This is a genomic window from uncultured Algibacter sp., assembly GCF_947490405.1.
Lineage (GTDB): Bacteria > Bacteroidota > Bacteroidia > Flavobacteriales > Flavobacteriaceae > Algibacter_B.
The window spans coordinates 596687-619835 of record NZ_CANLGU010000002.1 but is presented as its reverse complement, the minus strand read 5'-3'; the positions used below and the strand labels follow the sequence as shown (position 1 = coordinate 619835).

At 32.5% G+C, this 23149-nt stretch carries 18 protein-coding genes and 2 tRNA genes; 12 read left to right on the top strand and 8 right to left on the bottom strand.

What is annotated here, in order from left to right; genetic code table 11:
* Positions 1–51: 51 nt before the first annotated feature.
* A complete protein-coding gene (locus Q0772_RS06625) occupies positions 52–645 on the top strand; it encodes a GrpB family protein (protein WP_298341800.1) in 594 nt (197 codons plus the stop codon).
* Between the two features lie 271 nt (positions 646–916).
* Here Q0772_RS06625 and Q0772_RS06620 read toward each other — a convergent pair whose 3' ends face one another.
* On the bottom strand, positions 917–1213 hold the full coding sequence (locus Q0772_RS06620; protein ID WP_298341797.1) for an isoamylase early set domain-containing protein: 297 nt from the start codon (positions 1211–1213) through the stop codon (positions 917–919).
* A 315-nt stretch (positions 1214–1528) separates the two neighbouring features.
* Here Q0772_RS06620 and Q0772_RS06615 point away from each other — a divergent pair, with 315 nt between their 5' ends.
* Both Q0772_RS06615 and Q0772_RS06610 read left to right on the top strand, forming a co-directional pair.
* Positions 1529–2446 (top strand): dihydrofolate reductase, encoded by a 918-nt coding sequence (locus Q0772_RS06615; RefSeq protein WP_298341794.1) that lies wholly within the window; start codon positions 1529–1531, stop codon positions 2444–2446.
* Positions 2447–2465: 19 nt separating this feature from the next.
* Positions 2466–4019, top strand: a complete 1554-nt coding sequence (locus tag Q0772_RS06610; RefSeq protein WP_298341792.1) for an FAD-dependent protein — start codon at positions 2466–2468, stop codon at positions 4017–4019.
* 118 nt (positions 4020–4137) lie between these two features.
* Here Q0772_RS06610 and Q0772_RS06605 read toward each other — a convergent pair whose 3' ends face one another.
* Together Q0772_RS06605 and Q0772_RS06600 are read right to left on the bottom strand one after the other, a co-directional pair.
* Positions 4138–6822: an AsmA-like C-terminal region-containing protein gene (locus Q0772_RS06605; protein WP_298341789.1), complete on the bottom strand. Its 2685-nt coding sequence runs from the start codon at positions 6820–6822 to the stop codon at positions 4138–4140.
* 124 nt (positions 6823–6946) lie between these two features.
* Complete coding sequence (locus Q0772_RS06600) at positions 6947–7651, bottom strand: queuosine precursor transporter (protein WP_298341786.1); 705 nt, start codon at positions 7649–7651, stop codon at positions 6947–6949.
* A gap of 81 nt (positions 7652–7732) precedes the next feature.
* On the opposite strand from Q0772_RS06600, the gene folK reads away from it, so the two are divergent.
* Positions 7733–8851 (top strand): 2-amino-4-hydroxy-6-hydroxymethyldihydropteridine diphosphokinase, encoded by a 1119-nt coding sequence (gene folK / locus Q0772_RS06595; protein WP_298341782.1) that lies wholly within the window; start codon positions 7733–7735, stop codon positions 8849–8851.
* 2 nt (positions 8852–8853) lie between these two features.
* Here folK and Q0772_RS06590 read toward each other — a convergent pair whose 3' ends face one another.
* From Q0772_RS06590 to Q0772_RS06580, 3 genes are all read right to left on the bottom strand, one after another.
* Positions 8854–9516, bottom strand: coding sequence for a class I SAM-dependent methyltransferase (locus tag Q0772_RS06590; protein WP_298341779.1), 663 nt, complete (start codon positions 9514–9516; stop codon positions 8854–8856).
* A gap of 5 nt (positions 9517–9521) precedes the next feature.
* Positions 9522–10316, bottom strand: coding sequence for a hypothetical protein (locus Q0772_RS06585; protein ID WP_298341776.1), 795 nt, complete (start codon positions 10314–10316; stop codon positions 9522–9524).
* A gap of 250 nt (positions 10317–10566) precedes the next feature.
* Positions 10567–11091 carry an RNA methyltransferase gene (locus Q0772_RS06580; protein WP_298341773.1) on the bottom strand — a complete coding sequence of 175 codons (525 nt, stop codon included), beginning with the start codon at positions 11089–11091 and terminating at the stop codon, positions 10567–10569.
* Between the two features lie 229 nt (positions 11092–11320).
* On the opposite strand from Q0772_RS06580, the gene mutS reads away from it, so the two are divergent.
* The 8 genes from mutS to Q0772_RS06540 all read left to right on the top strand — a co-directional run bounded on the left by mutS (position 11321) and on the right by Q0772_RS06540 (position 21199).
* Positions 11321–13933, top strand: a complete 2613-nt coding sequence (gene mutS / locus Q0772_RS06575; protein ID WP_298341770.1) for a DNA mismatch repair protein MutS — start codon at positions 11321–11323, stop codon at positions 13931–13933.
* A 96-nt stretch (positions 13934–14029) separates the two neighbouring features.
* Positions 14030–14101 (top strand) — tRNA-Gly (locus tag Q0772_RS06570).
* Between the two features lie 54 nt (positions 14102–14155).
* Positions 14156–14239: transfer RNA gene (locus Q0772_RS06565), tRNA-Leu, on the top strand.
* Between the two features lie 492 nt (positions 14240–14731).
* Positions 14732–15706 carry an SMP-30/gluconolactonase/LRE family protein gene (locus tag Q0772_RS06560; RefSeq protein ID WP_298341767.1) on the top strand — a complete coding sequence of 325 codons (975 nt, stop codon included), beginning with the start codon at positions 14732–14734 and terminating at the stop codon, positions 15704–15706.
* Between the two features lie 4 nt (positions 15707–15710).
* A complete protein-coding gene (locus Q0772_RS06555; protein WP_298341764.1) occupies positions 15711–17972 on the top strand; it encodes a glycoside hydrolase family 3 N-terminal domain-containing protein in 2262 nt (753 codons plus the stop codon).
* A 4-nt stretch (positions 17973–17976) separates the two neighbouring features.
* Positions 17977–18456 (top strand): gluconokinase, encoded by a 480-nt coding sequence (locus Q0772_RS06550; RefSeq protein ID WP_298341761.1) that lies wholly within the window; start codon positions 17977–17979, stop codon positions 18454–18456.
* Positions 18453–19850, top strand: a complete 1398-nt coding sequence (gene gndA, locus Q0772_RS06545) for an NADP-dependent phosphogluconate dehydrogenase (RefSeq protein ID WP_298341758.1) — start codon at positions 18453–18455, stop codon at positions 19848–19850. Before Q0772_RS06550 ends, gndA begins: the two co-directional genes overlap by 4 nt.
* 2 nt (positions 19851–19852) lie before the next feature.
* On the top strand, positions 19853–21199 hold the full coding sequence (locus Q0772_RS06540; protein WP_298341755.1) for a gluconate:H+ symporter: 1347 nt from the start codon (positions 19853–19855) through the stop codon (positions 21197–21199).
* A 263-nt stretch (positions 21200–21462) separates the two neighbouring features.
* Here the strand turns inward: Q0772_RS06540 and Q0772_RS06535 are convergent, their stop codons facing one another.
* Both Q0772_RS06535 and Q0772_RS06530 read right to left on the bottom strand, forming a co-directional pair.
* Positions 21463–21807: a hypothetical protein gene (locus tag Q0772_RS06535; protein ID WP_298341752.1), complete on the bottom strand. Its 345-nt coding sequence runs from the start codon at positions 21805–21807 to the stop codon at positions 21463–21465.
* Between the two features lie 101 nt (positions 21808–21908).
* On the bottom strand, positions 21909–23144 hold the full coding sequence (locus Q0772_RS06530; protein ID WP_298341749.1) for a glycosyltransferase N-terminal domain-containing protein: 1236 nt from the start codon (positions 23142–23144) through the stop codon (positions 21909–21911).
* Between the last annotated feature and the right edge of the window lie 5 nt (positions 23145–23149).

The following is a 23149-nucleotide window of genomic DNA, read 5'->3' as shown; positions in this document are numbered from 1 at the left end:
AAATGAGAACTTATCTTTGCATTGTTCGCAATGCAAAAAAAACGAAATTGAATGAAAAAAACTTTATATGATTTAACTAAAGAAGATTGGAATACTCTTTTTCCAATTGAGTTAGTTGACCATAATACTGAATGGAAAAATATTTACGAAAAAGAAAAAAAACGAATAATTCAAAAATTAGGGGATGAAATAATATTACGGGTAGAGCATTTTGGTAGTTCATCTATTACAGGTATTAAATCAAAACCATATATAGATTTAATGATAGAAATACCGAAAGAAAAACTATTTGACGAAAATCTAATTGAAAAATTCTCCGAATTAGGTTACACTCACTTTGTAATTCCGGCAAGAGAAAATATTGAAGCATATTCAAACTTTGGCAAAGGCTACAACCTAGAAGGAAAGAAAGAACAAATTTTCCATATTCATATGTGTCCAAAAGATAACGTAATGTGGAGACAGATAGAATTTAAAAATTATTTAAATAAGAATAAAAAACGAGCAAAAGAATACGAAGATTTAAAGATTGAGTTAGCTTCTAAATTTAAAAATGATAGAGGTTCTTACGTACTTGGAAAAACGGATTTTGTAAAAGAAACTTTAGAACTAATAGATAAAAAGCCAGCGCACAATGAGGTATAAACTGTATTGCTGGTTTTTTGCCTACATGCTAAAGCTCTCGCGGACTTTCACTTTCTGTATCAGTAATTATTTGCTAACTTTACTGTAAACTAATCGTAATAAAGTTTAAACAGAAACATCTAAAAAAGCCATTAAAAAACCTTCATCAAATAGCACACACTAGGAATAACAGTGTTATCCTTTTTGAAGCTATGAAAGCCAACAAAAACATATACAAATAACACAAAAGCACCTCTAATGAGGTGCTTTTGTGTTATTTTAAAACTAATAATTAAACATTTACAACACTGTTTTCCGCACCAGCAAAATCATTCCATGCATAAGCATCGGCAGCATCATCGTTAACGTAAACACCGTCTACAATGTATTTAAATTCGTAAGAGCTTCCAGCTTCTAAATCAACAGTCCCTTTAAAGGTACCATTCTTTAATTTTTTAAGCGGCGCTTTTTTAGCATTCCAATCGTTGAAAGAACCAACAACAGATACTTTCTTTGCATCTTCAGCTGGTAAAGAAAAAGTTACTTTACAAACTGGTTTACTTTTTAAAAATTGTTTTTTAATAGCCATAATTATATGATTTAATTTGTTTTTTTCTTTTATTATCGGTACAAATTTATAAACTATTTATAACCCGTAACCATCTAGTACTCTTTACTTTTAAAAAATTATCAATTTGATAATTTGAATTCTACAAAAAGTTAAAGTAGGCAAAATTTTAGCAAAAAATTTACTAGATTAACAATCTAAAACTACTGTTTTTACCTGATTATCAGCGCTTTTTAAAACAAAATTGATTTTGCTTATATTTTTATTTTAGCACTTTCAATTTGATGTTTTAGTCTTGCTAAAAAGCTTTAACTTTACACTTATTATTTCATTTATATGTTTGGAAAAAAGAAACCTATACCACAAATAGATAAAGACCAATTGGAGCTTATAGAAAATGCCCAAAGACGCATTAAACAAAAAAAACGTTTATATGTACATTTTGTAATTTTTTTAATTGGTGCTATTTTTTTAATTCTGGCAAATACTGTACTTGGTATTGGTAAGGATTTTAAACTTTTTGGAATAGATTGGTTCGTATTTGCCATCCTTATATGGTTGTTCCTGTTTGCATACCATCTTTTTAATGTTTTTATTACAAATAAGTTTATGGGGAAAACTTGGGAAAAACAACAACTTGATAAATTGGTTGCTAAACAGCAACAGCGTATTGATAAACTTAAAGGAGACTTCATCAAAGAAGAAAAACTTATAGCGCAAAGCGAAGTGTATTCAGAATCAAATAAAAAAACTAAAAAACAAAAACCTGAACTTACCATTATAGTTGCTGCTGCAGAGAATAATGCTATTGGTTTGGGAAATAAGCTCATTTGGCATTTAAGTGATGATCTAAAACGTTTTAAATCGCTTACTAACGGACATCATATTATCATGGGGCGTAAAACTTTCGAGAGTTTCCCAAAGCCTTTACCCAACAGAACACATGTTGTTATTACAAGACAGAAAGACTACAAAGCACCTGAGGGTGTTATAATTGTACATAGTTTGGAAGATGCTATTGACGCTTCAAAAAGTGATTCGCAGCCATTTATTATTGGTGGTGGTCAGATTTACAAACAAGCTATGACTATTGCAGATAAAATTGAATTAACACGTGTGCATCATGATTTTGATGCAGATACCTTTTTTCCTGAAGTAGATAATTCGGTTTGGAAAGAAACTGCAAATGTGTTTCATAAAAAAGACGGTAATCATGACTATGAATTTTCGTTTTTGACTTATGAACGAAAATAGTTTCAATTGATTCTATCAAATGCTAAAAGAAATACAACTTCGTATTACCCTTAAAGAGGAAGAGCAACCTAATATTTTAGTTTTAAAATCTGCCATTAAACTAGATATTGACAGAAAAGATATTTCAGGCGTAAAAGTCCTGAGAAAGTCTATTGATGCTAGGAAACCTAAAATTATTTTAAATTACAAAGTAGCGGTATATATTAAAGAGCCTGTTCCAGAAAACTCAGAATATATTTTTGAGTATAAAAACATATCTAAAGCTAAACCCATTCATATTATAGGTTTTGGTCCTGCAGGCATGTACGCAGCTCTAAGGTGTATTGAATTGGGTTTTAAACCCATTGTTTTAGAGCGCGGTAAAAATGTTCAAGATCGTCGTAGAGATTTAAGAGCCATAAACCAAGACCATTTTGTAAATGAAGATTCCAATTATTGTTTTGGTGAAGGTGGAGCAGGAACATATAGCGATGGCAAACTATACACCAGAAGCTTAAAGCGTGGTGATGTACGACGTATTTTTGAAAACTTAGTTTATCATGGTGCCACCGAGCAAATTTTAATTGATGCACATCCGCACATTGGCACCAATAAACTTCCAAAAGTGGTTCAGAATATACGAGAAACCATTCTTAAATATGGTGGTGAAATTCATTTTGAAACTCGTGTTACAAATTTCGTTTTAAAAGATCAAAAAATAACAGCCATACAATTAAATGATAATAACGAAATTCCTGTTAAAAAAGTCATTCTAGCCACAGGTCATTCAGCCAGAGACATCTTTTATCTATTAAATAAAAAAACCATTGCTTTAGAAGCAAAATCATTTGCAATGGGAGTTCGTGTAGAACATCCGCAACATATAATTGATTCCATTCAGTATCATTGTTCTGGCAATCGTCATGAATTACTTCCTGCCGCATCTTACAGTTTAGTACATCAAGTAAAAGACCGTGGAGTGTATTCCTTTTGCATGTGTCCTGGTGGCTTTATTGTACCCGCTGCAACTGCTAATGGTGAGGTTGTGGTAAATGGCATGTCTCCATCAAAGCGAAATAATTTATATGCCAATTCAGGTATTGTTGTAGAGATTAATGCAGATACCGATTTACCAAAATACGAAAAATTTGCCGCCTTAAAAGGCTTAGAATATCAAAAAAATTTAGAGCGTTTAGCATTTACAGCTGGTGGTAGAAGTCAAGTAGCTCCTGCACAAAGATTAACGGATTTTGTTGATGGCAAATTATCGCCCAAATTAAATAGCACCTCCTATCAACCAGGTTTAAAATCTGCACCACTACACTCTTTATTACCAAAATTTATTGGTGGCAGGCTCAGAAAAGGCTTTGAGGCTTTTGGAAGAAAAATGAAAGGCTATTATACAGAAGAAGCTAATATAGTTGGTGTAGAATCTAGAACCTCATCACCAGTTTCTATTCCAAGAAATGAGCAATTACAGCACCCTCAAATCAATAATTTATTTCCCTGTGGTGAAGGTGGCGGTTATGCCGGAGGTATTGTTTCCGCAGCTATGGATGGTGAGCGTTGTGCAGAAGCAGCTACAAATATTTAATACTTGGTTAGGGTTACTGTCAAATTTTCGTTATAGCTTTTTTATTCTTTGTTTTATAATGTACACCTAGGCAACGCTAACCTCTTACAATTAACTTATTATCTAAAAATAATTAAAATTAATCTATAGAATCATTTTCGTTTTTCTTGCTTCCTAACAAACCACCCAGAACATTTTTAATTACTTTAGTTGTAGATTTTGTAGTATCAGCTGCAGTAGAGTCTTGTGGTTTTTTAGATCTTAAAATATCAGTAAGCACATCGGTAACCGAATTGTTCTGCTCTTTTTTTATAGAGTCAGTTTTTGTCTTATTACCACCAATAACGTCGCCAATTAAATCTTTAACCTTATCCTTTCCTTGACTTAACAACTTTTGTTTTTGAATTTCAATAAGCTGATTGGTTAAGCTTTTAACACCACTAGTCAAGTCTGTTTTAACAGTAGGATTTGTAAAAACCCCAGAAATATTAGCAGTTACTGGAATCGTTATATTATTCACTTCAGTATCATTTATTTTACCAATCAATCGATTTACTTCACTCCCCAAGTATTTTGCAGGGACATTAAACACAGCATTATAGTTAAGTGTTTTATCAAAACCATGCGCTCCAGACACTTCAATAGCAATATCCTTATACTTTAAATCAAAAGGTTTAACGGCAACTTTTCCATCAGCAAAATCTAGTTTCGTTTTCACATCTTTTAAATTTAACTTGTCAAATTCAATAAAACTTAAAGAGCCTTCTAGTTTACTTAACAACCCGTCTTGAGTATTAATTTTAGTAGTTAATAATTCTGCTAGTGCATCACCAGAAACCGAATTTAATACAGGAGAAAATTCTTTATCTAAAGACCCCGAAAGACTTAGCGTGGTATTAAGTTTTCCTTGGAATAGTTTTACAATTGGCGCCAAATTCTGAAGTAATTCCATGCCTTTAAAAGACTGAGCGATATCAAAATCTTGAGCCCCCAATTTTAAATCAAAAACTGGTGTTTCTTCTTTAGTAGATACTGCGCCATTGATTGCTAATTTTCCATCAAAAAGAGACGAAGTCATATTTTGCAATGAGGCTTTTTGGTCTTTTATATAAAGCGTTCCCGTAACATTTTTAAGATTCAAATTGTCGTAAATAACAGTTTGGGCATTGGCATTTATTGTACAATCTAAAAATGATGGGATTTTTAAAGATTCTGAATCGCTAGTAGTTTTATTACCTTCAGAAACAGTTTCATCTTCAGACATAAAATCACTTACTTTAAACACGGTAGAGTTCACATTAAAATTACCTTTCAACGTATTATCACTTAAAAGAAAACCTAATAGGTTATTAATGGTTCCCACTGCATTCAAATCACTATCTCCCGTTTTAGCTTTAAAATTATTTAGTGAAACCCTTCCAGGGTTAAAAGCCATATTAGCTTCAGAAATATGAATTGGATTTACAATATCCTTTGAAGAAAACACAAAATCTGTGATACTCGCAGAACCGCTATTTTTAATGCGTTCGTAAGCATTAGTTTCAATAGCTTTCATATCAAAAGACGTACTTATTTTTCCTTTTAAAATACCAGTGAGTGTATTTTCTAGCTCTACAGGGTATACTTTTGTAATGTTTCCTAAATTCAAAACACCATCCACATTAGCATTAACCAACATGTTTCTGGTTAAATTTTTTAATGTAACGGACGACTTAAACATATCTTCATCAATTTTAAAGTTTAGGGTTTTAATATCTATATATGTGTCATCAGTTTTTCCGGTTTCGTTTTTAATACGTGTATCAATCGTAATATTACTCACGCGTTTTGGTAAATCAGGATATTTAAAGGACGCATTATTAGATGTAATACCAACATTTATATTTGGTATCGTTTCTTCTGAACTTAAACCTTTAACAATGCCTTTTATCTTAAAATCGCCAGTGGTTTGAACGCCTTCTATGTTTTTTGAATATTCATTAGGAATGACTGCTAAGAAATTTTTAAAGTCAGATTCTGGATTTTCAAACGATATATCTATTTCTTGTCCGTTTTCAACTTGTTGCACATAGCCGTTAAATTCTAAAGGCAAATCGTTAATAAACCCTTTATTTTCTTTAAAAGTGTATTTTGAGTTTTGAAGGTCTATACCAATCAAAGCATTAAGCTTAATAGGGTTGTTACTTAAATAATTTGTGCTATCTAATGAAATACTCACATTCGCTTCACTTTGCGTATCTAATTCCGAAGCTTTGGCAGAAAACGTACCATGCCCTTCATGATTCAATTCTGTTACCTGAATTAAAATATCAGAACCTTCGTCTATATAAGTAAAAGCACTTTTCTTTATTTGGTAATCTTCAATATCAAATCCAAATCCATTATTGTTATCACTTTCAGGGATGGTTTGGCTTTCTCTTTCTTTGGTTATATCATAATTATTATTCCCGAATTTATCAGTTTTCAAGGTCAAAAGTGCCTCGTCAATACTAATCGTGTTCACAACCAAAGGCGCTTCATTAGCAGACTTAAATAATTCAGTAATATTCATGGTAAATGAAATGTCCTTGGCAGTGGCAAACGTTTCATCTTTAAAAGGTTCAAAATTAGTAATCACCAAATTGTTTACACTAAGATGCGCTTGCGGAAAACTTCTAATAAAACTTAGGTTAACATCGCTGAATTCTACTTTAGCATTCACATTTTCGTTTATAAAACGTTTAACCATGTCTTTAATTTGCCCTTGAAAAGCAAACGGAATGGCTATTAAAAGTGTAATGATGATTAATATGGTTATTCCAACGATTTTTAAAACTTTTTTCATAAAGATTATTTGTTATACTAACTAAACAGGATTTTTTTAAAACAAAACTAATTAAAAGAATATACGCAGAAAAAGTGTTAATAGTTGAAAAAGAAAGCTTATCATTTTGTTAAGACTTGAAATACTAGAGTAAATCTATCTCTTCATTCACTTTTAAATTAAATCGTTTTCTAAAAAGATAAACACCCAAATATAGCAATGGCGTATCCAAAATAGCAATAAAAACTTTAAAAAGAAATCCACTTACCAACAAGCCTTTAAAATTTATCCAATCTATAATACCAAAAGAACACAATAAAAATACGATGGTAAAAGTGTCTACAAATTGTGAAAACCAAGTAGAGAAATTATTTCTGAGCCATAGATGCTTACCTTTAGTTAGACGTTTCCAGAAATGATAAATTTGGATATCTACAAACTGTGCAAATAGGTATGTTAACATACTAGCAAATACAGCAATTGTAGAATTTCCAAACACAGTTTTAAACGTTTCATTATCTACCGGAGACCATGGTGTTGCAGGGACAATATCAGCGATATAAATAATTAAAAGCGAAAAAATAGATGTAAAAATCCCGACTACAACCACATCATTTGCACGTTTTTCACCATAAATTTCACTTATTAAATCGGTAATTAAAAAGGTAATAGGATAAGGTAAAATGCCTACTGAAATTTCAAAAAGTTTACTACCAAAAATCGCTATATCCAATGGATACCAGTAAAAAAACTTCTGGAAAATTAAGTTTGAAACTACAAGTGATGTAATGAATAAACCTCCCAAAAGTAAATAAATGCGTTGGGCAAGTAATTTGTCTTTTAAATTCATGAATTGTGAACAAATAGGTACTGTAAAGATAACCCAAATCCGTTTACTTTTTATTATTTTGCTTTCCCGATGGAAAAACCAATGACATTTTATATTGCACTAGGAAGTAACAAAGGTGATAAGTTCAAAAACTTGCAAGCTGCAGTAGATGCTATTTTCCAACGAGTTGGTAATGTGAAGCTAATTTCGAAAGTTTACACATCGCCAGCCATAGGGTTTGAAGGTGATGATTTTCTAAATTGCTGTTTGGTGTTAGAAAGCTATTTGGCACCACAGGTTGTTCTAGATGTATTATTAGATGTAGAAACCAATTTAGGCAGAACGAGAGCTGAGACACAAGGCTATGAAGCACGACCAATAGACCTAGATATTATTTTTGTTGATGATGCCACCATAAATACAAAAACACTACAGGTACCTCATCCTGAAATGCAAAAACGCAAATTTGTACTGCAACCTTTACATGATATTGCTTCAAAAACAAAGCATCCAACCTTAAATAAAGACGTATCTGTTTTATTGAATGAATGCGAAGACAACTCAGTTTTAAAACCTATTAAAATATGGTTAAAAAACCCAGGCAGGCAATTTGACTTTTCAAAATACAACTACATAACTATTGAAGGTAACATTGGTGCAGGTAAAACAAGTTTAGCTACAAAAATAGCTCAGGATTTTAATGCAAAATTAATTTTAGAGCGTTATGCTGATAATGCATTTTTACCTAAGTTTTATGAAGATGCAAATCGGTATGCATTTCCTCTAGAAATGGCATTTTTAGCAGACCGTTACCAACAAATTTCTGATGATTTAGCACAACTAGATTTGTTTAAAGATTTTGTTGTGAGTGATTATTACGTTATCAAATCACTAATTTTTTCAAAAATCACACTTGGTGGCGATGAGTTTAGTTTATACAGAAAACTATTCCAGTTGATGTATAAGGATATAAAAAAGCCAGAATTGTATGTGTATTTATACCAAAACACTCAAAGACTACAAGAAAATATAAAGAAGCGCGGTCGCGATTACGAGCAACATATTGAAGACGATTATCTAGAAAAAATTAACGCAGGCTATTTAGAGTTTTTAAAATCTCAAAATGATTTTAAAGTAAAAATTATTGATATTTCTGATAGAGATTTTGTAGAAAATCGTGCTGATTTTTTGTGGGTTTTAGGGGAAATTTGTAGAGAATGATTTTATTTAAAACCTCTATACAATGTTGTTACAATACATCCTTTTTCGTTTTCTAAAGTATGTTCTCCAAGTTGTTTTTCTTCTTTTATTTTAAAATTGAAAGGCTTATCTAAAATATCAATACCACTATTTTTTTTAAATCGTATACCTTGTCCAGAAATAATATCTTTATTCGGAATAAAATCACCAAAAGGAATATGTTCAGTTAGAACAATGTATTTATAATCTTTTAGTTTTTTAAGGATATTTTTAATTTCAGTATTCGACAAATGTTGTAATACCTGGCGTAATATGATACAATCAGCGTGAGGCAACTTATCTTTTGAAATGTCTAAACATTGAAATTCTAAATTATCAGCTTTAAATAGAGTTTTATTTCTTTCAATAAGATCGTCTACAATATCAATAGCAATATAGTTTTTGGTGAATTTTACAAGATGCTTTCCAATATTAAAATCGCCACAACCCAAATCACAAACTACCAAAGGTTCAGAGAACGATTTGAAAAAATCACTAACAGTTTCTAAGTAAGGTGTTATAATTTCAGGATGATGCGACCCTTCACCTGAATAAAAATCAAAGTCTTTTCCACCCCAAAGATGTTTTTCATAAACCTGATGCATCACATCTTTGGTAGGCCAAGGTGTTTTAGGTTTTTTAATCACTAGAGTTATTTCTGTTTTTTATGGGTTTTTAGCCACTCTTCTCCTTTTTTATCTCGGAAAAAATCCATCCAAACATAGTACATTTTATTGTTTTCTTTTACTGATACAGAATGGCTAGAGCCTAATGGAATGTGGAGTATTGTATATTCTGGAAAATATATTTGTGCACTATCGGCATACACCATGGTTTGGTTATCTGTAAGTCCTAAAAATAGTTGCTCTAACATTGGATGTTCGTGTGCGCCAACTTTATCAGGACCAACAGTTTCTACTGTACCCATAGCTATTCTAGGAATAAATTTATTAGGCAATATTGTTCTACTTGTGGTTTGAGGGCTTTTAATAGGCTCAGTATACGATTCACAATCTGTAAATTTTTTAAAATAGATGTTATTTATGTTGTCTTCTGGAAACGTTTTTATATCGGTCTTGTCTATTTCAGTTTGTAAAACCGTTATTTTAATATAGTGTAAAGTGTCGTTTATTTGAGGTTTAAAGTATAGGTCTTTGACATTGTTGGGCAAAAAAATTGTTTCAGGTACTATGTCATAAGTTTTGTCTTTTGTACTTAGATCACCATTGCCTTTTATGAACAAATAAATGGTTTTATAAGAGTTATCCACAGTAACACGTTCTTTGAGACTATTAGTTAAAATCTCGTGTTTAGTACTAACGCCTGCAATCTCATTTTCTAAAACAGGTTTTGAATATTTAGATTGGTTTTTATCGATATTCATATTAAGAAACTCAATAGGAATATTTTGAGCACTAAGGCTTGCATTTATAAAGCCAAAGATCATTAAAAATAATATTTTTGATTTTTGATACATAATCACTCATTTTTATGAGTGAGAAGTTACAATTTAATATGAAAAACACAAGCTAAAATGCTTATTTTTAATGGTTTCAACCTTGTTAATAATGACAACGCCTTGTTCGTAAAAGTCCATGATGAAGTTTTCGTCAGGATCTTTTAACATAATTTCAAGCTTCTTCCATATAATTGCTCCAATGAATATAATCAAACAAAAAAATCACAACTGATCTATGTTAGATTTTACTAAAAATATCCCAAACTACAATGCCGCAACTTACTGAGATGTTTAAGGAATGCTTTGTGCCAAATTGAGGGATTTCAATCACTACATCACAAGCATTTACAACACCTTGTGCTACACCTTTAACTTCATTACCAAAAACTAACGCGTATGTCGTGTTTGGTTCAATATTGAATTTATCAAGCATTGTAGCATTTTCAGCTTGTTCTATAGCACAAACTTTGATGTTTTTAGCTTTTAGTTTTTCAACTATATCTAAGGTGTTTTCTGCATATTCCCAAGCAACTGTATCTGTACTTCCTAATGCTGTTTTGTGAATATCTTTATGTGGCGGTGTTGCCGTAATACCACAGAGGTAAATTTTTTCAATTAAAAACGCATCACTCGTTCTAAATACCGAACCAATATTATTTAAACTTCTAATATTATCCAGAATAATGATAATAGGTGTTTTTTTAGCAGTTTTAAACCCCTCAACGTCTAGTCTCTCTAATTCGCTATTTTTTAATTTTCTCACTACTGAAGTCTTTGTTATTTCCGCAAATGTAGAAATCTCTTCTAATGTGTTACTTTATTCAAAATAACAACTATTGTTAAAATCTCGTCGTAATTGTAGATAACTTCTAAAATATCAACTTCAAAAAACATGAAATTAATGGTAAATTGCAAGCTACAACTTTGCCAAAAGTAACACTTAAAAACCACTTTTCCATCACGATTTTTATCCTCATGGAAATGCTAAAAGCATGAAGAAAAAAGCAAAAAAAGAAACCCCGTTAATGAAACAGTACAATGCTATAAAAGCAAAGTATCCAGATGCGCTATTGTTATTTCGTGTGGGCGATTTTTATGAAACTTTTGGAAGCGATGCTGTAAAAGCTGCAGGTATTTTAGGTATTATTTTAACCAAGCGAGGCGCTGGTAGCGAAAGTGAAACAGAGTTGGCTGGGTTTCCGCACCATTCCTTAAACACGTATTTACCAAAATTGGTAAAAGCAGGAGAGCGTGTGGCTATTTGCGATCAATTAGAAGATCCAAAACAAACTAAAACTATTGTAAAACGTGGGGTTACAGAGTTGGTAACTCCAGGAGTAGCATTAAATGATGAGGTTTTAGTTTCAAAATCCAACAATTTTTTGTGCTCGGTGTATTTTGATAAAAAATATATTGGTATTTCGTTTTTAGATATTTCTACTGGAGAGTTTTTAACTTCTCAAGGCAATGCAGAGTATATCGATAAATTACTCCAAAACTTTAGTCCCAGTGAGGTATTAGTCTCTAAACAAAAACGAACGCTTTTTAATGAAACTTTTGGCGACGATTTTCATACATTTTATTTAGAAGATTGGGTGTATCAAACCGATTATGCCTATGAAACTTTAACAAAGCACTTTGATACAAAAACACTAAAAGGGTTTGGTATTGAAGATTTGTATGAAGGTATCATTGCATCAGGTTCTATTTTACATTATTTAGGCGAAACACAGCATCATAAATTGCAGCACATTACATCTATTGCGCGTATTGCTAAAGATGACTACGTGTGGATGGATAAATTCACCATCAGAAATTTAGAACTTTATAATTCTACAAATAATAATGCAGTTACGCTTTTAAACGTTATTGATAAAACCATTTCGCCAATGGGCGGCAGGTTATTAAAACGTTGGCTGGCATTACCTCTTAAAAATGTTGAGAAAATTAAGCAACGTCATGAGGTTGTAGATTTTTTAACCAAGCAAGATGAGGTGCTTCAGCATATTCAAAATCACATCAAACATATAGGCGATTTAGAACGTTTAATTTCTAAAACAGCTACAGGTAAGGTAAATCCGCGCGAGGTGATTCAACTTAAAAACTCGTTAGAAGCTATTGTGCCTATTAAAAATTTAGCTTCAAATTCTGAAAACGAATCACTGAGAATTATTGGTGATAATTTACAAAGCTGCGAGGTGCTTCGCGAAAAAATAAAAACAACTTTAAATGAAGAAGCTCCTGTAAATGTATTAAAAGGACAAACCATTGCTACGGGGTTTTCTTCGGAATTGGACGACTTAAGAGGCTTGTCTAAATCTGGAAAAGATTACTTAGATAATATGTTAGAGCGTGAGAGTGAGCGTACGGGCATCACATCACTTAAAATAGCATCTAACAATGTGTTTGGGTATTATATTGAGGTACGAAACACTCATAAAGATAAAGTGCCTGAAGAGTGGATTAGAAAGCAAACTTTAGTAAACGCCGAACGCTACATTACTGAAGAACTCAAAGAATACGAAGCTAAAATTCTAGGTGCCGAAGAACGTATCTTAGCCATTGAACAGCAGTTGTTTTCTGAACTTGTAGGTTGGATGAACCAATACATCAAATCTGTACAGCACAATGCGTATTTAATTGGGCAGTTAGATTGCTTATGTGGCTTTTCTCAATTGGCAAAAGACAATAATTATGTGTATCCTAAACTAGATGACTCCTTCGATTTAGAAATTAAAGACGGGCGTCATCCAGTAATAGAAAAGCAATTGCCACTTGGGGAAGCGTATATTGCGAACGATGTGTTTTTAGATAGAACATCGCAACAAATCATCATGATTACAGGGCCAAATATGTCTGGTAAATCAGCTATTTTACGTCAAACTGCCTTAATCGTATTATTGGCGCAAATAGGAAGTTTTGTACCGGCAAAAGCCGCTAATATAGGAGTGGTAGATAAAATATTTACTAGAGTTGGCGCTAGTGATAATATATCTATGGGCGAGTCTACTTTTATGGTAGAAATGAATGAAACAGCCTCTATTTTAAATAATATTTCAGATAGAAGTTTGGTATTGCTTGACGAAATTGGTCGTGGTACAAGTACCTATGATGGTATTTCTATAGCCTGGGCAATAAGTGAGTATTTGCACGAACATCCATCAAAACCAAAAACGCTATTTGCTACCCATTATCATGAGCTTAATGAAATGAGCGATACGTTTGGGCGTATAAAAAACTTTAATGTTTCTGTAAAAGAACTAAAAGACAATGTGCTGTTTTTAAGAAAACTTGTTGAAGGCGGTAGCGCACATAGTTTTGGAATTCATGTTGCTAAAATGGCTGGAATGCCACAGCAAGTGTTAAGACGCGCCAATAAAATTTTAGAAAAATTAGAAAAATCGCATTCTAGTGAGGAACTTACAGATAAAGTAAAAACCTTAAATGACGATTTACAGTTAAGCTTTTTTAACCTTGACGATCCACTCCTAGAAAACATTAAAGACGAAATTTTACATACCGATATTGATACGCTTACGCCTGTTGAAGCACTTATGAAACTTAATGAAATAAAGCGTATGTTGGTAAAGAAAAAACAAGCCTAAAAATATTTTTATTTATTTTGATAAAAGGCTTTGCAATTCCTAGAAATATTTTAAATTTGCAACCGCAATCGAAAGATTGTACGTTCATAAAAAACTGCGAAAGTAGCTCAGGGGTAGAGCATCACCTTGCCAAGGTGGGGGTCGCGGGTTCAAATCCCGTCTTTCGCTCTGGAACTTTCTTAAAATATACCAATTCATTGTGCAATAGCACTCTCGAATTATGCTGAAGTGGTGGAATTGGTAGACACGTTGGACTTAAAATCCAATGTCCATTAGGACGTACGGGTTCAAGTCCCGTCTTCAGTACAGATGAAAAGCCGAAACGAAAGTTTCGGCTTTTTTCGTTTAAGAAAATTTTTATTTGTTTGAAAAGTTTATTTACGACTCCAGACTTTCAATTCTGTTATCACCAATAATATTAATGGGGTTTGTTTCCTCGGTATCTAATGTTTCAATTTTCTTTCTTCCTGTAAGCTATTTTTTTTGATGTAAAAACTTTATTTATCTCAGCAATAGACGAATTTGTATTAGTATTAGACCTATTTGTTTTAATGATACTATAAAATCTTTTTTAGCTTTATAGAAATTATTAATATTTTTTAGCTACAATTTTCACAAAACTTACTTGATAATAGAAATTCTGTTAATCTATGGCAAGTCTATACATCAAAATAATAATAGCTGTCGTTTACATAATATTTTGATTGTTAGTGACATAAGATGTTTTAAAAGGTTAATAATAGAACATCTAATTAAAAAAACACCTGATATTTAAGACACTATAAGTTAAATAAAACTATGTATCAAAAACTAATACTATTTTTAAGTACCATCGTCATCTGTATAAGCTGTAAATCAAAGGAAAATAAAGTAAAAACAGATGGAAATTTGAAAGCTGAACTAGAATATAAAATAGCATCAGATTTAGGAGAGGGCTCCATTTGGAACTATAAAACACAAGAATTATATTGGATTGATATTGAAAAGAAAACGCTAAATATCTATAGTCCTGATAAGAAAGCGAATCGTATTATAAATATGCCTTCTAGAATTGGTACGGTGGTGCCAATTAACACCAATAAAGTATTGTCTGCCCTTGAGGATGGAGTTTATAAAACGGATTTAAAAACAGGTGATTCAAAGTTGTTTATTGATATGAGTGATGAACTTAAAGATAGTAGACTCAATGATGGAAAGTGTGACCCTAGCGGGCGTTTTTGGGTAGGCTCTATGCACTTAGAGCAAAAAGAAGGGCGTGCAAAACTTTTCAATATAAATACTGAAGGAGAACTACAAATAAAAATTGATAGCGTTACTATTTCTAATGGTATTGTTTGGACCTCAGATAAATCAATAATGTATTACATTGATACACCTACATCGCAAATTAAAGCTTACGATTATAATGATGGTACAGGAGAAATATCCAACGGAAGAGTAGCTGTTGAAATTGAAGCATCACTAGGATTTCCTGATGGAATGGCTATTGATGAAAACAATATGCTGTGGGTAGGGATGTGGAATGGCAATGCCGTAATACAATGTAATCCCAAAACAGGCAAAGTTATTCAAAAAATTGCTGTACCTGCTCATAATGTTACATCTTGCGCTTTTGGAGGAGATAATTTAGATATTTTATACATTACCACAGCAAGAATAGATATGACAGAAGATGAGCTTATAAAATACCCTAATTCAGGTTCTTTATTTAAAGTGATACCTGGTGTAAAAGGTGTGAAAAGTACGTTTTACAAAGACCAATCAAACATATAAACCAATGAAACAATATTACATATTAGTAGTTCTTTTATGTTTTTTAAGTTGTTCTAAAAATGAGCAAAACGAAAAAAAAGCTGTAAGCGAGAATGAGGAAAAGTATGAGCATATTATAAATAAGTTGCTTTCTAAAATGACGCTTGAAGAAAAAATTGGACAAACCAATTTAAGAGGTACTTCAAGTAGAGCCAAAACCTTATCAGAAGAACTAAAACAACAAGTGAGGGCGGGTAAAGTTGGAGCGTTGTTAAATGTAATGAAAATTGAATTTGTCGATGAATTACAAAAAATTGCAGTTGAAGAAAGTCCTAATAAAATACCTTTAATTTTTGCAAGAGATGTTATTCACGGTTTTAAAACCATGTTTCCCATTCCGTTAGGGATAGCAGCATCTTGGGATGAAGATATCGCAAGAACATCATCACGAATAGCGGCTATAGAATCTAGTTCTGTTGGTATCCGTTGGACGTTTGCACCCATGCTAGATATTGCAAGAGATAGCCGCTGGGGCAGAATAGCAGAATCGCCAGGAGAAGATCCTTATTTGGCCTCTGTTTTAGGAAAAGCCTATGTGGAAGGGTTTCAAGGCGACTCCTTAAATGATCCAACAAGTATTGCTGCCTGTGCAAAACATTATATTGGTTATGGTGCTGCCATTGGCGGTAGAGATTATAATACTACTATCATTTCAAAACCATTAATGCATAATGTGTATTTACCTCCTTTTGAGTCGGCTTTAAATGCTGAAGTGGCAACGGTAATGACAGCTTTTAATGAAATTAACGGTGTACCTGCTACAGGAAATAAATTTTTATTGAAAGATGTTTTAAGAGGTAAATTAAAGTTTGATGGCTTTGTGGTAAGTGATTGGGAATCTACCATAGAAATGATTGCACATGGCTATGCTAAAAACGAAAAACATGTGGCAGAATTAGCCGCAAATGCTGGTTTAGATATGGAAATGACTAGTAAAGCCTATGAAAATAATTTAAAAGCCTTGATTGAAGAAGGCAAAGTTTCTGAGGATCAATTAAATGAATTTGTAAGAAATATTTTAAGAATAAAACTAAGGTTAGGCCTATTTGAAATGCCTTACAGAGATACAAAAAATGAGGCTACATTTTACAAAAAATCTCATCTTGAAAAAGCAAAAAATGCGGCTGTAAAAAGTACTGTAATGTTAAAAAATACAGGCGTTTTGCCTTTAGCTAAAACTTCAAAAGTAGCTTTAATAGGTCCTATGGTTGATGCACCTCTAGACCAAATGGGAACATGGACTTTTGATGGCGAAAAAGAACACACCCTAACACCATTAGATGCTTTTAAAACAGCTAATATAAATTACAATTTTATTCCAGGATTAACGCACAGTAGGGCTACTTCAAAAAAAGAATTTAAAAAGGCAGTGGCTATAGCAACAGCTTCAGATGTAATTGTTTGTGTTGTAGGAGAGGAGGCTATTCTATCTGGAGAAGCCCACAGCAGAGCCTCTATTGATTTACCTGGCGCGCAAGAAGATTTAATTAAAGAATTAGCAAAAACAGATAAGCCAATTGTTTTGGTAATTATGGCTGGTAGACCAATTACAATTACCAATATAATTGATGATGTAGATAGCGTTTTAATGACATGGCACCCTGGTACAATGGGTGGTGAAGCATTACGGGAAATTTTATTTGGATTAAGCGAACCACAAGGTAGGCTGCCTGTATCATGGCCAAAAACAGCAGGACAGTTACCTTATTATTATAATCATAAAAATACAGGGAGGCCTGCAAATAAAGATGATTTTGTTGCTATCTATGATATTCCTGTTGGCGCGTGGCAAAGTTCTTTAGGGAATGATTCTCATTACTTAGATGCGGGGTACACACCTCATTTTCCTTTTGGTTATGGTCTTGGTTATACAAATTTTAGATATGATAAGGTAGAAGTATCAAAAGATACTATCACGTTTAATGAAGATATTATAATAAAAGCCACCATTACAAATACGGGAAAAAGAGCGGGGAAAGAAGTTGTGCAACTATATGTTCAAGATGTTGTGGGAAGTATTACTAGACCAGTAAGAGAGTTAAAAGGGTTTCAGCATATAAATTTTGAGCCTGGTGAAACTAAAGAAGTTCGTTTTAAATTGTCATCTAAGTCATTAGAATTTACAAGTCACAAATCTGTAAAAGCAGCCGAAGAAGGCGATTTTAATATTTGGGTTGGACCACATTCAGCATCAGGATTAAAGCATTCTTTTTATTTAAAAAATTAAGGATATGGTTATTGTAGTAATGGGTGTAAGCGGCTGTGGAAAAACGACCATAAGTAAAAAGTTATCAGAGCAGCTTCAATTACCGTATTATGATGCTGATGATTTTCATCCAAAATCAAATATTGATAAAATGACCAATAAACAAGCTTTAAATGATGAAGATAGATGGCCATGGTTACAAATATTATCAGATAACATAACCGATTGGTCAGTTAATGAAGGCGCCGTTTTAGCATGTTCGGCTTTAAAGGAAAGTTATAGAATACTATTATCTTCAACATATAAATCCATCATTTGGGTATATTTATCAGGAAATAAAAGTTTGATTAAAAAACGTATTGAAAAACGAAGCGGACATTATATGAGTTCAGATTTATTAGATGCGCAATTCAAAGATTTAGAAATACCCGATTATGGCATTCATGTAGATATAACTAAATCACTCGAACATATTATAAACACTATTGTTTCAAAAATAACATGAGCAAATCAACCATAGGCGTTATAGGATTAGGAGTAATGGGAAGCAGTTTAAGTCTTAACATTGCAGAGAAAGGTTTTGCTGTATCCGTTTACAACAGGGTTAAACAAGGAGAAGCACACGTTCTTTCTGATTTTTTAAAACGAACTGATGCGAGTATGAATATCAAAGGGTTTACAGAATTTAAAAGTTTTGTAACATCTTTAGAACGCCCTAGAAATATACTTGTTATGATTAAAGCTGGAAATGCTATTGATGCTGTTATTGAAGCTATTTTACCTTTTTTAGATGAAGGCGATATTTTGATTGATGGCGGAAACTCACATTATTTAGATACCAACAGGCGAGTAACAAATTTAAAAGATAAAAAAATAAATTTTGTGGGTTGTGGTGTTTCTGGAGGTGAAGAAGGCGCTAGAAAAGGGCCTTCAATAATGCCTGGAGGTACTAAAGAGAGTTATGCTAAAATAGCTCCGGTTTTAGAAGCTATAGCAGCAAAAGATAATCATGGTAAATCATGTTGTATACATATTGGAGAAGCAGGAGCTGGACATTTTGTGAAAATGGTTCATAACGGTATAGAATATGCCGAAATGCAATTATTAGCTGAAGTATACGCATTACTTTCGGTAACTAAAACTAACGATGAGATTGCAAACGTATTTTCTGAATGGAATAAAACAGATGTATCTAGTTACCTTTTAGAAATTACCATAGATATTCTTCGAAAAAAAGAAAATGGTATTTATGTTTTAGATACAATTTTAGATAAAGCAGGTAATAAGGGAACGGGATCTTGGTCTTCAAAAGCGGCATTTGATTTAGGAACTGTAAATACTATGATGTCTTCGGCAGTTTTTGCGCGATATATCTCAGCGTTTAAGCATAAAAGAAATGCACTCTCTAATGCCATTAAAACAGTTGCAAACCAAGTTGAAACTGTTGATGTTAAAGTTTTAGAGAAGGCATATAGGTTTGCAAGAATTGTAAACCATCATCAAGGTTTTGAGTTGATGCAACTCGCTTCAAATACCTATAATTGGTATTTAAATTTATCTGAAATAGCACGTATCTGGACTAACGGGTGTATCATTAGATCTGAGTTCATGGAAACTTCAATCAATATATTTAAATACAACAATAATTATTTAGAAGATGAGACTCTTCTTGAGGTATTAACATCTTCTGAAGCGGCAATTAAAAAGAGTATTTCATATAGTTTGTCACATCGTATTGCATTTGATACATTTTGGTCTGCCTATAATTACTGGATTGCAATAACAACAGAGCGTTTACCTGCAAATTTAATACAGGCGCAACGTGATTATTTTGGTGCACATACCTACCAAAAAACAGATGCTCCAGAAACGCAGTTTTTTCACACTAAATGGTATTAATAATGATTGATTTTTCTCTTTTAGGAGCTGTATTTTTAGGTGTGGTTTTACTTATCGTGCTTATTTTACGATTTAAAATTCAAGCATTTATAGCTTTACTAATGGCTAGTATTTTAGTGGGTGTATTATCTGGAATGGAACCGCTAACCATTGTAAAAACTGTACAAGAAGGTATGGGCAACACTCTTGGTTTTGTAGCTGTAGTTGTTGGTTTAGGTGGTATTTTTGGAGCTATTTTAGAACATTCTGGTGGTGCAGAAGCATTGGCCAGTAAATTACTATCCAAGTTTGGAATTGAACGCTCACCTTGGGCATTAATGCTTACAGGGTTTATTGTGGCAATTCCTGTATTTTTTGAAGTAGCGTTTATCATATTAGTTCCTATGATTTATGCGCTTCAAAAGAAAACAAAAAAACCAATTTTACTTTACGGCATTCCGCTATTAGCTGGTTTAGCAATAACACATACGTTTATTCCACCAACACCTGGGCCAGTTGCCGTAGCCGATATTTTAAAAGCAGATTTAGGTTGGGTTATTCTTTTTGGGTTTATTGCTGGTATTCCAACCGCTATCTTGTGTGGTCCTATTTTAGGAAAGTATATTTCAAAACGTATTCCTGTTTCTGGCATTGCTTCAAATGATATAATTAAGCCAGAGCAAAAGGGTTTACCATCTGTGGGTATTATCGTAAGTATTATTGCAATTCCTATAGTACTTATTGTTATAAATACTATTATAAACAGTCCATTAGTTGGTGAAGAACTAGTATCTAAAAACTTAAAGGGGTGGCTTGGAATGATTGGGCATCCCTTTTCTGCATTAATTATTGCAAATCTTATTGCTTGGTATACTTTAGGAATTAGAAGAGGGTTTACAAAGCAACAATTGTTAGATATTAGTACAAAATCTATGGCACCAGCAGGTATTATTATTTTAATTACTGGGGCTGGAGGTGTATTTAAGCAAATGCTTGTAAATACTGGAGCTGGTGAAATGCTAGCAAATTATTTTGCAGATAAAGGGGTGAGCATTTTATTATTTGCATTTTTATCAGCTGCTTTAGTAAGAGTATTACAAGGTTCTGCCACAGTTGCTATGATAACAGCTGCAGGACTTACTGCACCTCTTTTAATGGATTCTATTTCAGAGCCTCAAAAAGCATTACTAGTTATAGCTGTGGCTTCAGGTGCCAGTATCATGTCTCATGTTAACGATAGTGGTTTTTGGCTCGTTGGAAAGTATTTAGGACTTACCGAAAAACAAACTTTTAAAAGTTGGACATTAATGACGACGCTACTCGCCTTAATTGGGTTTAGTTGCTCGTTTGTGTTGTCTCTGTTTTTTTGAAATAGACAAGTTTTATGATTAACTTAGAAACATCATGAAAAGAGTCAATTATTTCAAAAGGTTTGAGTAGAATTAACTATGTAATTATTTGTAAACTCAGTTAATTTCTGAAAAACTCTAAAAGATGATTCGAGAGTAGATTCTTAATGTAAAAAAAAGCATTGTCAAAATTTTGATATGGCTTTTTGATTTTTACAAAAACATTGAAAATATAAAAAAGCCACCAAATAGGTGGCTTTTTAATTTATAAAACTAATCTAAGTTTAGTGACCAGTTTTTAATTTATCTGCTTCTTTTTTTACTGCGTCTGCAGCTTTATCAACAGTTTCTCCTGCGGCATCCACAGCTTTATCTACAGCTTCACCAGCTTTGTTAGCAGCATCACCAGCGGCATCAACTGCATTATCTACAGCTTCACCAGCAGCATCAGCAGCATTCTCAACAGCTTCACCTGCAGTGTTAGCTGCATTATCTACAGCTTCACCAGCGGCATCAGCAGCATTCTCAACAGCTTCTTCTATTGAATCTGCTTTTTTTGTATCTCTACATGATGTGAAACTTAAACTTAAAGCTAACAATAAGATTGAACTTAATACTAATTTTTTCATCGGTTTTTGTTTTAGTGTTAATTATTTTTTTAGTTAGTGCCAATTTAATGACTTTTCATCAGAATTACGAATATTTGTATAATTCTTAGATTAAAACATAACTATATACGTAGGTAATTTAGTATTTGGATGACAGCACCACGATTATTTTGTATGAATGCTTTATTTTTTGACCCTAGTTCTTGGCATAAGTCACTATCGTTAATCAATTTTTTAACAAGATCGTCAAATTCAACTTGTGTAGAAATGGAGAACATTCCTCCATTTGTAATTAAAGCCTCAGCTTCGGGGAATTTATGGTGATTTGGGCCGATAATAATAGGAACTCCAAAAACTGCTGGTTCTAGAGTATTGTGTAATCCTGTGTTACCCATTGCTCCTCCCACATAAGTAATATCTGCATAGCTATATATCTTTGAAAGAATTCCTATTGTGTCTACTATAAAAATTTGTTTTTCAGAAAGCTCTTCATTGTCTTTTTTAGAAAATAAAATACTGCTTTTGGTTAACTTTTCTTGAAGACTTTTTATATGAGATGTTTTAATGTTATGGGGGGCAATAATAAATTTTAAATCACTTGAAGCTTCAGAATTAATAAAATTTATAAACAGGGCTTCGTCTTCTGTCCATGTGCTACCAGCTATAATGCAGGTTTTTTTGTTTTTGAAATTTTCAATAAAATCTAATGTGTTATCTGTGTTTAATTGATTGTTAACACGATCAAAACGCGTGTCACCAGAAACTGTAACTTGATTACAACCTATGGATTCGAGTAGTTTTTTTGAAGACTCATTTTGAGTAAAAATATGTTCAAAACTAAATAATGCTTTTTTGAAAGGCGTGTTGGAATTTTTAAAATAGTGTTGGTTTTTTCTGAATGAAGCAGAAATTAATATAGCTCTCAGGTTTCTTTGTTTTAATTCAATTAAAAAATTTGGCCAAATATCGTATTTAACAAATACGGTGAGATTGGGGTTTACAATATCAAAAAAACGTTTTGCGTTTGCTTTTGTATCCAGAGGAAGATATATAACTACGTCAGCAATCGGAGTGTTTTTTCTAATTTCATATCCAGATGGAGAGAAAAAACTAAGAATTATTTTGTGATGTTGATAGTGATTTCTCAGTTCAGAAAAAACAGGAAGTCCTTGTTCATATTCTCCTAAAGATGCACAATGAAACCAAAGTGTTTTATCTTCTTTTTTTAGGTTGTTTTTCAAAATGTCAAAAGTAGACTCTCTTCCAAGAACACCTTTTTTAAGTTTACTATTAAACAATGCTCCAAACTTTAGACCAAAATTTGTAAGATATATTCCTATGTTGTAAATAAAGTGCAATATTC

Bases quoted from the DNA above. Each gene is read 5' to 3' on its own strand.
- Q0772_RS06550 (WP_298341761.1), top strand. From the start codon at position 17,977: ATGGTTATTGTAGTAATGGGTGTAAGCGGCTGTGGAAAAACGACCATA.
- Q0772_RS06540 (WP_298341755.1), top strand. From the start codon at position 19,853: ATGATTGATTTTTCTCTTTTAGGAGCTGTATTTTTAGGTGTGGTTTTA.
- Q0772_RS06535 (WP_298341752.1), bottom strand. From the start codon at position 21,807: ATGAAAAAATTAGTATTAAGTTCAATCTTATTGTTAGCTTTAAGTTTA.
- gndA (WP_298341758.1), top strand. From the start codon at position 18,453: ATGAGCAAATCAACCATAGGCGTTATAGGATTAGGAGTAATGGGAAGC.
- Q0772_RS06605 (WP_298341789.1), bottom strand. From the start codon at position 6,822: ATGAAAAAAGTTTTAAAAATCGTTGGAATAACCATATTAATCATCATT.
- Q0772_RS06585 (WP_298341776.1), bottom strand. From the start codon at position 10,316: ATGATCTTTGGCTTTATAAATGCAAGCCTTAGTGCTCAAAATATTCCT.
- mutS (WP_298341770.1), top strand. From the start codon at position 11,321: ATGAAGAAAAAAGCAAAAAAAGAAACCCCGTTAATGAAACAGTACAAT.
- folK (WP_298341782.1), top strand. From the start codon at position 7,733: ATGACATTTTATATTGCACTAGGAAGTAACAAAGGTGATAAGTTCAAA.
- Q0772_RS06620 (WP_298341797.1), bottom strand. From the start codon at position 1,213: ATGGCTATTAAAAAACAATTTTTAAAAAGTAAACCAGTTTGTAAAGTA.
- Q0772_RS06625 (WP_298341800.1), top strand. From the start codon at position 52: ATGAAAAAAACTTTATATGATTTAACTAAAGAAGATTGGAATACTCTT.
- Q0772_RS06600 (WP_298341786.1), bottom strand. From the start codon at position 7,651: ATGAATTTAAAAGACAAATTACTTGCCCAACGCATTTATTTACTTTTG.
- Q0772_RS06560 (WP_298341767.1), top strand. From the start codon at position 14,732: ATGTATCAAAAACTAATACTATTTTTAAGTACCATCGTCATCTGTATA.
- Q0772_RS06615 (WP_298341794.1), top strand. From the start codon at position 1,529: ATGTTTGGAAAAAAGAAACCTATACCACAAATAGATAAAGACCAATTG.
- Q0772_RS06610 (WP_298341792.1), top strand. From the start codon at position 2,466: ATGCTAAAAGAAATACAACTTCGTATTACCCTTAAAGAGGAAGAGCAA.
- Q0772_RS06555 (WP_298341764.1), top strand. From the start codon at position 15,711: ATGAAACAATATTACATATTAGTAGTTCTTTTATGTTTTTTAAGTTGT.